12 protein-coding genes are annotated in these 13,021 nt (G+C 53.2%); 6 read left to right on the top strand and 6 right to left on the bottom strand.

Annotation, left to right across the window (positions count from 1 at the left end):
- Positions 1-9 precede the first annotated feature (9 nt).
- Positions 10-315, bottom strand: coding sequence for a hypothetical protein (locus CFLAV_RS16030; protein WP_007415819.1), 306 nt, complete (start codon positions 313-315; stop codon positions 10-12).
- 325 nt (positions 316-640) lie between these two features.
- On the opposite strand from CFLAV_RS16030, the gene CFLAV_RS16025 reads away from it, so the two are divergent.
- The 4 genes from CFLAV_RS16025 (at position 641) to CFLAV_RS16010 (ending at position 6,697) form a co-directional block, all read left to right on the top strand.
- The gene (locus CFLAV_RS16025) at positions 641-3,307 is read left to right on the top strand and encodes an Ig-like domain-containing protein (protein WP_007415818.1); all 2,667 of its coding nucleotides are present in this window, start codon (positions 641-643) and stop codon (positions 3,305-3,307) included.
- A 189-nt stretch (positions 3,308-3,496) separates the two neighbouring features.
- Positions 3,497-4,078: a hypothetical protein gene (locus tag CFLAV_RS16020; protein ID WP_007415817.1), complete on the top strand. Its 582-nt coding sequence runs from the start codon at positions 3,497-3,499 to the stop codon at positions 4,076-4,078.
- 2 nt (positions 4,079-4,080) lie between these two features.
- Positions 4,081-5,142 carry a glycosyltransferase gene (locus tag CFLAV_RS32455; RefSeq protein WP_007415816.1) on the top strand — a complete coding sequence of 354 codons (1,062 nt, stop codon included), beginning with the start codon at positions 4,081-4,083 and terminating at the stop codon, positions 5,140-5,142.
- Between the two features lie 61 nt (positions 5,143-5,203).
- On the top strand, positions 5,204-6,697 hold the full coding sequence (locus CFLAV_RS16010; protein WP_007415815.1) for a TIGR03435 family protein: 1,494 nt from the start codon (positions 5,204-5,206) through the stop codon (positions 6,695-6,697).
- Between the two features lie 17 nt (positions 6,698-6,714).
- Here the strand turns inward: CFLAV_RS16010 and CFLAV_RS32450 are convergent, their stop codons facing one another.
- From CFLAV_RS32450 to chrA, 5 genes are all read right to left on the bottom strand, one after another.
- The gene (locus CFLAV_RS32450; RefSeq protein ID WP_050785806.1) at positions 6,715-7,821 is read right to left on the bottom strand and encodes a S1/P1 nuclease; all 1,107 of its coding nucleotides are present in this window, start codon (positions 7,819-7,821) and stop codon (positions 6,715-6,717) included.
- 157 nt (positions 7,822-7,978) lie between these two features.
- Positions 7,979-8,458: a redoxin domain-containing protein gene (locus CFLAV_RS16000; RefSeq protein ID WP_007415813.1), complete on the bottom strand. Its 480-nt coding sequence runs from the start codon at positions 8,456-8,458 to the stop codon at positions 7,979-7,981.
- 109 nt (positions 8,459-8,567) lie between these two features.
- The gene (gene bcp / locus CFLAV_RS15995; protein ID WP_007415812.1) at positions 8,568-9,041 is read right to left on the bottom strand and encodes a thioredoxin-dependent thiol peroxidase; all 474 of its coding nucleotides are present in this window, start codon (positions 9,039-9,041) and stop codon (positions 8,568-8,570) included.
- Positions 9,042-9,102: 61 nt separating this feature from the next.
- Positions 9,103-9,684 (bottom strand): CDP-alcohol phosphatidyltransferase family protein, encoded by a 582-nt coding sequence (locus CFLAV_RS15990; RefSeq protein WP_007415811.1) that lies wholly within the window; start codon positions 9,682-9,684, stop codon positions 9,103-9,105.
- A 71-nt stretch (positions 9,685-9,755) separates the two neighbouring features.
- Positions 9,756-11,063 carry a chromate efflux transporter gene (gene chrA, locus CFLAV_RS15985; RefSeq protein WP_007415810.1) on the bottom strand — a complete coding sequence of 436 codons (1,308 nt, stop codon included), beginning with the start codon at positions 11,061-11,063 and terminating at the stop codon, positions 9,756-9,758.
- A gap of 252 nt (positions 11,064-11,315) precedes the next feature.
- On the opposite strand from chrA, the gene CFLAV_RS15980 reads away from it, so the two are divergent.
- Positions 11,316-12,521, top strand: a complete 1,206-nt coding sequence (locus tag CFLAV_RS15980; RefSeq protein WP_007415809.1) for a 5-(carboxyamino)imidazole ribonucleotide synthase — start codon at positions 11,316-11,318, stop codon at positions 12,519-12,521.
- Positions 12,518-13,015: a 5-(carboxyamino)imidazole ribonucleotide mutase gene (gene purE / locus CFLAV_RS15975; RefSeq protein WP_007415808.1), complete on the top strand. Its 498-nt coding sequence runs from the start codon at positions 12,518-12,520 to the stop codon at positions 13,013-13,015. Before CFLAV_RS15980 ends, purE begins: the two co-directional genes overlap by 4 nt.
- Positions 13,016-13,021 lie beyond the last annotated feature (6 nt).

Below are 13,021 nucleotides of genomic sequence, written 5' to 3'. Positions count from 1 at the left end.
CCCCGACAACTAAGGCTGCGAAACAGGCGGCGCCGACGGATAGGTTGCATTCTGCTGTTCCATCGCAGCCTTGACCTTTTCCACGATCATTTTTGCAACGACCAACCTGAACGTAAAAAATGAGGCGAGCACAGCAACGACAAAGCCCGCCAACGTGCAAATAAATTTGATCGTCTCCAGCGGCACGTGCACAACACCGAGAGTGCCCCCCAGCACAGATCCGACAAACATCCCTAATATCCCTCCTCCCACTGTGGCCGTAAGAAAAAAAACAATCCACGCCACGAAGTAATCTGATTCTTTGATTGGTTTCATGATGGTCTCCAATATTTCCTTCTTTCTATCCCCTTTCCCAAATCCAGCAAGCCAAAACCGGCGTTTTAATCCTTTCCTTGGCGCACATTCGAGCTCCCGCTTTGAAAGAGCTTCTGTAATGGCAATTTCTTAAAAGTGATTACCGCTATCAAATCGAACGGTGCTGTGCACTCAAACGCACACCCTTATGAGCAGAAATCCTCTTGAAAAACCCTTCGTAGCTGGCGAGTATTGAGAATCCTAGCCCCGGTAGTCGGACGGACATCTTTAGTTCCATCCAATGTCGGAGCCGATCCTTAAACCATTGCCCATCAGAAGGAATAGTATGATAGTAACCCGACTATCCCGGCTTGTCTCCCGTTGCCTCGTACTCTTGAGTTTTCTGGTCATCGGCAGCGGCAGTTTGGCTTGGGGCCAATCCAGCTCGGTGCCATTCGCGGTCAGTTTCTTTTACCCCACCAACGGCCAAACCTTCACCGCTCCAGCCCTGATCGGCATTCATGCTCGCGTGACGGATTCAAACCTCGTAACCACCGTCCAATACTTTTCCGGTTCCACCCTGATTAAAACGGTCACCAACACTTCGGGCATCCTGCTCACCAATTCAACCCAGGCCAACCCGTTCGAGTTTGGCTGGAGTAATGTCACCGTCGGCACCTACACACTCACTGCCATCGCCACCGACTCAGCCGGACTCACCGCCACCTCTGCACCGATAAGCGTCACCGTTAAATCACCTGCGCCACCGCCTCCGGTGCCGTTCGCGATCCGCCTTTTGTACCCCACCAATAACCAGACTTTTACTGCTCCAACCAACGTTACTCTTTATGCCAGCGTGACGGATTCAAACCTGGTAACCACCGTGCAATTCTTTGCCGGCACCAACAACCTCGGCACAGTTACCAATACCCAAAGCGCTCCCCCCACGAATGCAACCTCAAGCATTACCTTCTACAAAATCTGGAGCAATGTTTTGGCCGGCACTTACACCCTCACCGCCATCGCCACTGACTCCACCGGACACACCGCCACCTCTGCCCCAATCTCCATCGTCGTAAAATCGCCTGCTCCACCGCCACCCGTGCCATTCCTGGTCAGCTTCTTCTACCCCACCAACGGCCAGATCTTCACTGCGCCCGCCAACATCGGAGTCCATGCCCGCGTGACCGATTCAAACCTGGTGACCAAGGTCCAGTATTTTGCCGGCAGTTCCAGCATAGGCACTGTCACCAACAACCCAGGAGTCCTGCTCACCAATTCAACCCAGGGCAACCCCTTCGAGCTGACATGGAGCAATGTCCTGGCTGGCACCTACACGCTCACCGCCATTGCCACCGACTCCGCCGGACTCATGGCCACCTCTGCGCCGATCAGCATCATCGTGAACGCACCACCTCCACCGCCGCCCGCGCCGTTCATCGTCAGCATCCTGTATCCCACCAATAACCAGGCCTTCACTGCTCCGACCAACATAAATATTTACACCCGTATAACGGATTCAAATTTGGTAAACACGGTGCAATTCTTTGCTGGCACCAACAGCCTCGGCACCGTCACCAACCTCCACGGTTTGATGCTCACCAATTCAACCTCCAGCAGTCCTTTCTACTTTACCTGGAGCAACGTTCTCGCTGGTTCTTACACACTGACCGCGATCGCCACCGACTCCGCCGGACTCACCGCCACTTCCGCACCGGTCGCCATCATCGTAAAATCACCACCACCGCCACCTCCCATACCGTTCTTGGTCAGCTTCTGGTACCCGACCAACGGCCAAACTTTCACCGCTCCAGCCACCATCGGCATTCATGCCCGCGTGACGGATTCCAACCTCGTAACCACTGTCCAATACTTTGCAGGCTCCAGCAGCCTCGGCATCATCACCAACACTCCGGGCCTCCTGCTCACCAATTCAACTGAGAGTAATCCCTTCTTCCTCTCCTGGAGCAATGTCGCAGCCGGCACCTACATACTCACCGCCGTCGCCACCGACTCCGCCGGCCTCACCGCCACTTCCGCGCCAATCTCAATCATTGTAAAATCGCCGCCTCCACCACCTGTTCCTTTCACCGTCGGTTTCTATTACCCAACTAATGGCCAATACTTCCTTGCTCCCGCCACCGTCGGCATTCATGCCCGTGTGACGGATTCAAACCTAGTGACCACGGTCCAGTACTTTGCCAACAATGCCAGCATCGGCATCGTCACGAACGCGAGCGGCCTCATGCTCACGAATACCAGTTCCATTGCTCCCTTCTTCCTGGCCTGGAGCAACGTCCTCGCTGGCAATTACACACTGACAGCCGTGGCAACGGATAGCGCTGGCATCACCGCCACCTCCGCGCCAGTGACAATCATGGTTGTGACCAACCTCCCAGCCACCGTCTCCATCTATGCGCCCGACCCCGTCGCTATCGAAGGCACCAACGCCTACGCTGGCGGCACCAACACCGCCACTTTCCTGGTCCGACGCGACGGCGCAACCAACGTCTCGCTTACGGTTTACTACTCCATCGGTGGCACGGCCACGAACGGTGTGGATTATGTCGCGATACCATACTCCGTCACCATCCCGGCCGGCCAGACCTACACACCTATAACCATTGTGCCATTGGCCGATGCCGATTCGGCCTCCCGCCCCTATGATACCGTGGTGCTCGAACTGCTCGCGCTTTTACCACCAGGCAATCTGCCACCTTCCTACTTCGTCGGGTCACCCCGAAAAGCCGGAGCCATCATCCTGGAAGAAACCGCCTTGCCCATCATCCACCCCACGGCAAACGCACTCGCCGACAACTCCATCTTCGTGTCACAGCCCGCGACCAACGGCATGAATTTCTGCCTGCAAGTTTCCACCAATCTCGTGAACTGGCTCCCGGTTTGCACCAACACCGTGCTTAAAGGCTCCGCCGCATTCGTAGACCCCAACGGCGGCACCGGCCCCAGCCTCTTCTATCGCTTCGTCCCGGTCGACACAGCCGCCAGATATTAAAAATACTCGTGGCAAGATAACTTTTGCTCCAGTTCAGAAGTGCCAAAGGCACGCCCGTCATCAGCCAGGGGCGTAAGCCCCTGGACTGAAATCAAAATAATTGGCAACGACCACTTACGACCTCGTCCGCGTGCCCAGACAACGGAAATTCCAACTTCCAATTTTCCTGGTCATTGGCAGTATCGGCGCATGAGAACTCCCACGGTCAACCTGATTCTGATATGCATGTTCTGTTCACTCCTGTCAGTGATCAACGCACAGGAAACCAAATCTGCAACTCAACAAAAAAAGACCTGTCTCACCAAGTTCAATGCGCAAATCGTTGACGATCACAAACAGATCTACGACATGTCCTGCATCCCCATGTCCATCGAAATGGTTCTAAAGCTTTTGGATCGTGTACCCGGTTCCTATTACGATCTGCAGAATCCCTGGAAGAACAAGATGGATGGAAACTTCAGCAATTTTGACAGCAAGACCATCGAAGGCGTCACTTTTCACAAGCAGTACGGACTCGCTCGCAATGACAAGTTTCCGCTGACGAAACTGTTCGAAACAATCGATCACGAACTGAAAGCCGGTCGCTTCGTGATTGTTTCACTCGTTTCCAGTTCAGGCTGGCATATGTGGGTAATTTATGACGAGGATGCCGATGGCGATTTCCTCGCCGTTTCCAAAGCTGGCAGCGAAACACTCAAAGCCGTGCACGTCAAAAAGACCATCAAGGACATGAAGGGAACTGATATCATGACGTACGAGTTGAAGCCGTGACCATGATCTCATTCATCGTTCCAGCGCACAATGAACAGGCAGTCCTCGGCCGGACCTTGCAGGCGATTCATGACTCCGCTCGTATCGTGGGCCAGCCATATGAAATCATCGTGGTAGATGATGCCTCCACTGATGCCACAGCAGAAGTCGCCCGCCAGCATAATGCCATTATAGTCTCCGTCAACCACCGCCAAATCGCCGCCACGCGCAACTCCGGCGGCCGCGCCGCTGGAGGCGATCGATTGCTTTTTGTAGACGCAGACACAACGATCAATCCACGCGTCCTGGCCTCGGCATTACGAGCCATGGAAAAAGGCGCAGCTGGCGGCGGTGCTCCGGCACAATTCGAAGGCAAGGTGCCTCTCTACATGCGACTGTTGATCTGGTGGCTCGGTTGGTTCATGAGATTGGGAGGAATTTGCGGCGGGGCTTTCATGTTTTGTACGCGCAAGGCTTTTAACGCTGTCGGCGGCTTTGATGAACGTCTCTTCGGTGCTGAAGATGCCGCAATGTCGTGGGCGTTGAAACGCGAAGGCCGTTTCGTTGTGCTGTGGGGACACGTGCTTACCTCCGGTCGCCGGGTGCGGGGAATGCGCGGACTGCAAATGTTGATGGCGCTACTCCGCATGGCTTTTTTCCCTTCCATGCTGAGACAGCGTTCGTCGGTGAAAAAAGTCTGGTACGAGTCCAACCGCGTGGACGATGACAAGACCCCTGATTCACTGGCTATGCAAATCATCAACATCATCCTGCTTTTGATCATAGTGCTTTGGATCGCCGGGCCGTTACTAGGGTTTGTCCCCTGGTCTTGGACACCAAGGGAGAGTCTGTCTGGCAAAATCAGAATCGGCTTCGGGATATTTAATTGCCATATCGGATTGATTGCCTGGCCTTGCGCCTATTTTCTTATTCGCAGCTTGCTGATACAAACGCGATGGCTTGAGCGAATGAAACTCACCGCCTTGGCTGCCATCTCCCTCTGGTGCGCCTGGAGTGCCACCGGCGTCGTAATCTGGTTTTGGCCATGGTTTATCCTATGGCTCGTGGGTTGCTTCAAATCCTGACCGGATTCTTTCAACTTAAAATTGCTGTCGGATTCCTTGTTCGGCGGACATTAATTAATAAATGCACTTGTTGAATGACAGTGAATTGATTTCTGCCTACGCGACGCAACACTCGGAGGAAGCTTTTGCGACGCTGGTGGAACGTCATATATCACTGGTCTATTCCTCCGCCCTGCGGCAGGTCCGTGACCCGCATTTGGCTGAGGAAATCACCCAGTCCGTTTTTATCATTCTTGCGCGCAAAGCCGCCAGTCTGAGCCGGGAAACTGTTCTGGCCGGCTGGCTTTGTCGCACCGCCCACTTCGCAGCCTGCAACGCGCTCAAGGCCGAACATCGTCGGCAACATCGCGAACAGGAGGCTCATATGAATTCACACCTGAACGAACCCGAGCCCGATTTCTGGCCACAACTGGCGCCATTGCTGGATGAAGCCGTGGCGCAACTGGGTGAGGCCGACCGCAATGCTGTGGTGTTGCGTTTTTACCAACAGCGTTCACTGGATGAAGTGGGTCGGGTCCTCGGGCTGAATGCTGACACGGCCCAGAAGCGCGTGAGCCGGGCGTTGGAACGGCTCCGGAAATTTTTCATAAAACGCGGCGTGGTTTTGACTACCGCAACTATCGCCGCCGCAATCTCCGCCAATTCCGTTCAGGCTGCACCTATGAGCCTGTCGGCCTCTGTCAGTGCAGTTGCAATTGGCAAAGGAGTCGCCGCAAACAGTACAACCTTAACATTCGTAAAAGGAGCATTGAAACTTATGGCATGGACAAAACTGAAAATAGCAGTCGTAGTGGGCGCCGGACTTATTCTGGCTGGTGGTTCAACCCGGATTGTCATGACGAAAGTTCTGGCACAATCCAGCGGGGAAATTGACGAATCATTCTGGAAAACCGACACGCGCACTTTGCAACAGGCGCCGCCGGTGCTTATCATTCGACTGGCCAAGTCTCTCGGAGGCGGAGGCACCCTCAACCTGGGCAATAAAGCGCTGCTGATGAATGTTCCGCTCAGCGGACTACTGGGTGCAGCCTACGATTTTCCCGAGGCGCGCGTCATACTTCCCGCCGATACCACGAAGGAACGTTTCGACCTCATGCTTACTCTCCCTGACCATCCAAAGGAAAAGCTCCAGAAGGAACTCAAACAGAAGTTTGGCCTCGTGGCTCGGCCCGAAACCCGCGATGTGGATATTTTATTATTGAAAATAAAAACTTCCAATGCACCAGGACTTAAACCCAGTCGCGCCACTCAAGGCTTCATGTCTTCCGGAATGTCCTCCGGCAATTCTCCTGCTGCCAACACCCAGAACATAAACATCAAGGGCCAGCCAATCTCCACCCTGAAGCGCTCGCTGGAAAGCAGGCTGAAAAAGCAGATTCTGGATGAAACCGGAATGACGAACCGCTTCGATATCCAACTTCAATGGCAGGTCCGCGCCGGCCAAACCGAGGAACAGGCGCTCACCGAAGCCGTACTCAACCAACTCGGCCTCGAACTGCAACCCTCCCGTGAACAGCTCGAGATGCTCATCGTCGAGCATGTCGAGGGGAAGTGAGAAACGAGCGGTCCGGTTTATTCCACCGCCATAACTCTGTAAAACCGCCCGGTTTGCGTAACTGTGTTCGTGAATGAAACCGAGTTGGTTGCTGCAACAATATCCGCGAGATTATTCCACCCTGCCCCATCCAATTGCGACTTCCATTGCACGCGATACGTCCGCCCCTGAATCGCGCTCCACGTAAAACTGAAGTTGCCATTCGCATGAGACAGCAAGCTCAGACTGAACGGGCTGGTTGAGTAGATTGTGTTCAGCAAGTTCGCCAACCGATGTCCCCCCTGAGACATCCTTTGCTGGGTCGTATTCTGAACAGTTGTAAGATAACCAACCGAGGGTGTGGAACTGCGAGTGAGGCCTGCGTAAGCCACGTTCTGCGCAAGCCCCCAGCTCTCATTCGCCCAGTCCATCGGATTTGGTATCACACCAATATTTGACGTAAAAGGATACGCCACTTCAATCGCGGAAACTTTGCCATCGATGATTGACTGACCACCGGCCGTAAGCGGGCGCGAAATGGAGTTCGTTAAATAACCACCACCGGCATCCCAAAGTGAGTGCAAATTGTTCCAATAGCCGCTCAAGCTGAAACTGTTCCCACCTGCATCGCCTCCCGGAGACGAAGCCGACACCGCCGTCGAAGCATGCAACGGCTGTTGAATATCCCCGACAAAGTGAATCAAATATCGCAAACTTATTGCCTGATCGATCTGAGTCGCATTGGTACTTTGCAACGTGGCCACGCACTGCCGAATTGCGAATACCACATTAGTTGAAGCAGGCGCGACTCCATTGGTCGGCGTGCCATCCAGGCTGAAAGGTAAATCGATGTAGTGCCATATTGCTGTACCCAATGCTGCTTTATTATCATCCGCCCAGCAAGCTGCCGTCACGAAGGTGTTGTTTTGGGAACTCACATTCGTCAGCGCCACCGAAATAAGCGCGTCACATTTCGCTTTTACCGCTGGGTCCAGGTGATTATACCCAATCTGCGCCACCACCATATGCCCCTCCGCATCCCACGCCCCTGCACAATTTGGAAAACCGCAGCAAAGCCAGAAACAGGCAACGAGCCTCAGCAGCATTCCCGCGGGAAAATGCTTCCTGGCAGCCTTCTGCCTCATGCAAAATGTTGCGTGATCCTGGTCCATTCCAGCATTCTTCGCCTCAACCCTCTCACCGTCAATTCGGAAAAACCAACATAATCAGCAGTGCCTTGAACACCCAAAAATCAAAAAGGATGGAAGTCACCTTCCATCCTTTTTGAAATTTACAGAAAGCTTACTTCAGCTTCGCCAAAGTATCCTTGACCGCCTGGAAGTTCGGCAAATCCTTCGGTGTCGGAGTCTTTTCGCTGTATTGGATAACTCCGCCCTTATCGATGACGAAAGCAGCGCGCGCAGCAGTGTCGCCCGCTCCAGCCAACATCGGGAAAAGGACGTCGTACTGCTTGGTGACTTCCTTGTTCAAATCGCTGGCCAGGGTGATGCCGATCTTTTCCTTCTGCGCCCATGCTTCCTGCGCAAACGGAGTGTCCACGCTCACAGCGATAACGTCGGCATTCAAGCCGCTGTACGAGGAGAGACCCGCAGTGATATCGCACAACTCAGAGGTGCAAACACCGGTGAAGGCGGCTGGGAAGAACAACAGCACAGTATTCTTCTTGCCGAAGTTGTTGCTCAACTTCACATCCACCAGACCGGTGGCTTGTTTCGATTTCAGAGTAAAATCAGGAGCTTTTGTCCCAACAGATAATGGCATAATTAATTTTCTTTTAAGGTTAAAGTCACTTCAATGGCTGCGTTTATAGTTGCCACACAAAGGAGTGTCAAATGGCGATTATAAGTTAGCAACCGCCAACATCCGATACTCAGAGCGTTGCCAAGACCTCTTCGGCATGTTCTTCGGGTTTTACGGCTGGCCAAATCTTCTTTATCTTGCCATCCGGTCCAATCAGAAAAGTCACCCGATGCGTGCCCATATATTTTCGCCCCATAAAACTTTTCTGCCCCCACACACCGTAAGCTTCCACGATTTTCTTGTCCTCATCCGCCAACAACGTAAATGGCAGCTTAAACTTCTCCACAAATTTGTCGTGCGATTTCACCGGATCAGTGCTCACGCCAAAAACCACCGCATCCTTCTTTTTAAAATCCGCATAGGAATCACGGAAGGCACACGCTTCCTTGGTGCATCCCGGGGTATCATCCTTGGGGTAGAAATAAAGTATGACGTTCTTCCCTTTATAATCGGCGAGAGAAATCCTTCCTCCGCCATTCGTGGAAACCGTAAACTCGGGCGCTTTGTCCCCTTCCTTCAAACTCAATTCAACTTCTTTGGCCATAGTTGGCCGCAAATGTGTATCATCCGGACACATTTTGCAACTCAGTCCGAAACAAAAGCTGTTACTGCTGGGAATGTGGCGAACTGGACGGACTCGCACTCAGTTGTCTCATGCCATCCCAAATATAAAGCAATCCCGAACCAGCCGTGGAAAACAACGCTCCCCAAATCAAATATGGCAGGAAAGCCTCTTTCCATTTCAAAAGTATCCAGAGCACCGTCGCCATCTGAAAAACGGTGGCAATCTTCCCAAGCATGCGTGGGCGCACCGTCACCTTGCCACACATGAGATGGATCACGGCCCAGCCCAAAACCAGCAACACATCCCGACTGATGATCGTAGCGGTTAACCACAACGGCATAGTCCTAAGCCTGGTCTGGTTGGTGAAGCTCAACAGCACGATGCCTGAAACGAGCAGAAGCTTATCGCCCAGCGGATCCAACATCGCCCCCAGTTCACTCTTCTGATTGTAATGGCGCGCTATATAACCATCCACACCATCCAGAATGGCAGCTACCGCAAACGAAAGAAGTCCCAGCGTCCGATGTAACTCATCCCCGGTCCGAAAATAGTAAAGTATTTGGACAACAAAAAAAGGGATCAACAGAATCCGTAGGATTGTGACTTTGTTGGCGGTTGTCATACGCGCTGCCGGACGGATACTCCCCAATTCCCAACTGATGTCAAACCTTCTTCAAGAGTCCCAGATCGCCTTCAAGCCTGTAACAATTGCCAATAAATCAACCCCAGCAAGCCACTCCCAATTACCACCCACATGACATCCCACTTCCAACGAATGAAACCGATAAACGCGATCACACAGACGAACACTGCGAACCAGTCCACCGGCCCGGCTTGCGGAAACAGTACCTGGATACCGAACCAAACCGCCAGGTTCAAAATGACTCCCACCACCGCTGCCGTAATCGTGGAAAGAGCAGCCGATAGCTTCACATTGCCTCGTAACTGCTCAATGTGGGGAGCACCTAAAAAAATCCAAAGAAAACACGGCACGAACGTCGTCCAGGTGGTGATAAACGCGCCGAGGCTCGCAGAAACCAATGGCGGGAGGTTTCCATGAAATTTCCACCCACCGAGGAATCCGACATACTGCAACACCATGATTAAAGGACCAGGCGTGGTTTCCGCCAGACCAAGGCCATCCATCATCTGCGAGGTTTCCAGCCAATGATAATTATCAACCGCCTGTTGGCTGACATAAGGCAGCACAGCATAAGCCCCGCCAAACGTGACCATGGCCGCCTTGCTGAAAAAGAGGCCTTCCTTAAACAACACATGATTCCATCCCAAAGCACCTCCAACCATCAACACTGGAGTCCACCACAACAAAAGGCATACCGTGCAAACTTTCAGTGCCCGGCTCAGCGAAGGTTTGGCGTGTGCTGGAGATTCGCTGTGATCATCAATTACTGTTACATCCCCTGCGCCTTTAGCCGGGCCATGAGCGCTAAAAACAAGAAAACGCTTCGGCCATAACTTCCCGCCAATAAACCCCAGTAATCCGGCACACAGGATGATTATCGGAAATGGAACTTTAAAAAAGAAAAGCGCGATAAACGCCACCCCTGCCAATGTCCACATCACGGAATTCTTCAGCGCTTTTCGGCCAATACGAATCACCGCGGCTGTCACAATGGCCAGCACCGCCGGTTTTAATCCATGGAATACGGCAACCACCGCCGGGACATGCCCGTAGGTGACATAAACCAGGCTGAGCGCCCAAAGAATAAAAGCAGCTGGCAGAACAAACAAAACCCCGGCCACAATTCCGCCCCACGTTCTGTGCAGCAACCAACCTACGTAAATGGCCAGTTGCGTTGCCTCCGGTCCCGGCAGGAGCATGCAATAATTCAGCGCATGTAAAAAACGGGATTCACTGATCCATTTTCTTTTTTCCACCAGTTCATGGTGCATGATGGCGATTTGCCCGCTGGGCCCACCAAAACTGATGAACCCAAGCTTAAGCCAGAATAAAAATGCTTCTTTGAAAGGGACTTTCATCGCCACACTATCGTTTCACTGTCTTTGCTGCCACGCCGCAAACCAATTCTCCGCCAGACCCTACTCTGGCGATCGCGAGACTTCCAGCGTGATCGACCATAACCCAGCCGGGTGTTTCACCAGATGCATGTTTTTGTTGTCTGATTGTTCCCCCTCAATTTATATATTAAGCTTATAAAACGGATTGCAGATTCAGCAGCGATGCGTAACCTCTTCCATCCCGCGACAGAATGCGGGTGGATCGCGAGATAAATGCAAAATATTGCACAACCTCAGCCAGTTTTAGACCAACTGCCTAACCGGCGGCCAAAGGCTGCCTGCACTCTCGGCATAGTCGGTGGCGGACAACTTGCCAAAATGATCACGCAATCGGCCCTGCAATTTGGTTGCGAGGTGGTGGTCCTTGAGCGTAATGACCATAGTCCTGCCGCCACTCTGGCTCGTGAAACTGTCATTGGCGACTGGGACAATCCCGAATCCCTGCTGCGCCTCGGCTCAATGGTGGATGTCGTCACGCTCGAAAATGAATTCGTCGATGCTGACAGCCTTGCCGCGCTTGAAAAGTTTGGGCACAGGCTCTGGCCGTCGTCGGCCACGATCCGCCTCGTTCAGGATAAATTGCTTCAGAAGCAAGCCTTGGAAAAAGCCGGTCTTCCACTTCCAAAGTTCAAAGCCGTTTCGGAAAAGAACGAAATCCTGGAAGCGGCCAAGGAATTCGGCTGGCCATTGGTTCTGAAGAAGCGCCGGAACGGCTATGATGGCAAGGGAAATTTCACTCTGCGCGCAACCACGGACGTTGATGAAGCGTGGCGGCAGCTTGGCGGCGATTCCAATGGCTTATACGTCGAAGCTTTCTGCCCATTCACAATGGAACTCGCCATCATGATTACCCGAAGCCAGACCGGCGAGATGGCAAACTATCCATTGGTTGAAACCGTGCAGCATAACCATATATGTCACGTGGTCAAAGCTCCTGCCATCGTGCCCGCAGGAATAGCCGCCCGCGCGGTGGAGATCGCTCGCAAAGCGGTGGAAACGGTGGGCGGTGTGGGCAGTATCGGTGTGGAACTTTTCCTCGGCAGGGATGGCCAGGTGTTGGTGAATGAAATGGCACCTCGCGTTCACAATTCAGGACACTATTCCATCGAAGGCTGCGTTTGTTCGCAGTTCGAGAATCATGTCCGGGCAGTTATGGGATGGCCCCTTGGTTCCACTGCCATGCTGGCACCGGCAGCCGTGATGGTTAATCTGCTCGGCTCTGGCAAGGGTTCGGGCGCGCCTCAAGGCATTGACAAGGCGCTCGCAATTCCCGGTGCCCACATACACGTTTATGGCAAGTCGGTAAGTGTCCCCGGGCGCAAGATGGGCCACGTAACGGCGTTGGGTAAAACCATGGAAGAGGCCCTCGGAATTTCGCGCCGGGCAGCCGAGCTTATTGAATTTGGAGAAGTAGCATGAAGAAATCCGCAAAACCGTTGGTAGGCATCATCATGGGCAGCGATTCCGACTGGCCCACGCTGAAAGCTGCTGCTGAAGCCTGCGCCGAATTCGGTGTGCCACATGAAGTGCGCGTCGTCTCCGCTCATCGCACCCCGATGGATATGGCACGCTATGCCAGCAATGCCCAAAAGCGCGGATTGAAGGTAATCATTGCGGGTGCCGGCGGGGCAGCGCATCTCCCGGGCATGGTAGCGAGTCTCACTCCTTTGCCTGTAATCGGCGTGCCAATAGAATCAAAGGCCTTGAAAGGCATGGATTCACTGCTTTCAATTGTTCAGATGCCAGCCGGCGTCCCCGTGGCCACAGTTGCCATTGGCAATGGCCGTAACGCCGGCCTGCTGGCCGTAAAAATCCTGGCAACCAGCGATTCCAAATTGCAGGAAAAAATAGTTTCCTTTAAAAAACGAATGGCTGAAGAATCCCGGGCCAAAAACAAAAACCTGGTTTCCTGATCTGTA

It is taken from the genome of Pedosphaera parvula Ellin514 (assembly GCF_000172555.1).
Taxonomy (GTDB): Bacteria; Verrucomicrobiota; Verrucomicrobiia; order Limisphaerales; family Pedosphaeraceae; genus Pedosphaera.
Note: the sequence above shows the minus strand (reverse complement) of the source record. Positions and strands in the feature narration are given on the sequence as shown.

What these genes read in the sequence shown, in the direction of transcription:
- CFLAV_RS16030 (WP_007415819.1), bottom strand. Translation starts at nt 315, where the DNA reads ATGAAACCAATCAAAGAATCAGATTACTTCGTGGCGTGGATTGTTTTT.
- CFLAV_RS16025 (WP_007415818.1), top strand. Translation starts at nt 641, where the DNA reads ATGATAGTAACCCGACTATCCCGGCTTGTCTCCCGTTGCCTCGTACTC.
- CFLAV_RS16020 (WP_007415817.1), top strand. Translation starts at nt 3,497, where the DNA reads ATGAGAACTCCCACGGTCAACCTGATTCTGATATGCATGTTCTGTTCA.
- CFLAV_RS32455 (WP_007415816.1), top strand. Translation starts at nt 4,081, where the DNA reads ATGATCTCATTCATCGTTCCAGCGCACAATGAACAGGCAGTCCTCGGC.
- CFLAV_RS16010 (WP_007415815.1), top strand. Translation starts at nt 5,204, where the DNA reads ATGCACTTGTTGAATGACAGTGAATTGATTTCTGCCTACGCGACGCAA.
- CFLAV_RS32450 (WP_050785806.1), bottom strand. Translation starts at nt 7,821, where the DNA reads ATGAGGCAGAAGGCTGCCAGGAAGCATTTTCCCGCGGGAATGCTGCTG.
- CFLAV_RS16000 (WP_007415813.1), bottom strand. Translation starts at nt 8,458, where the DNA reads ATGCCATTATCTGTTGGGACAAAAGCTCCTGATTTTACTCTGAAATCG.
- bcp (WP_007415812.1), bottom strand. Translation starts at nt 9,041, where the DNA reads ATGGCCAAAGAAGTTGAATTGAGTTTGAAGGAAGGGGACAAAGCGCCC.
- CFLAV_RS15990 (WP_007415811.1), bottom strand. Translation starts at nt 9,684, where the DNA reads ATGACAACCGCCAACAAAGTCACAATCCTACGGATTCTGTTGATCCCT.
- chrA (WP_007415810.1), bottom strand. Translation starts at nt 11,063, where the DNA reads ATGAAAGTCCCTTTCAAAGAAGCATTTTTATTCTGGCTTAAGCTTGGG.
- CFLAV_RS15980 (WP_007415809.1), top strand. Translation starts at nt 11,316, where the DNA reads ATGCAAAATATTGCACAACCTCAGCCAGTTTTAGACCAACTGCCTAAC.
- purE (WP_007415808.1), top strand. Translation starts at nt 12,518, where the DNA reads ATGAAGAAATCCGCAAAACCGTTGGTAGGCATCATCATGGGCAGCGAT.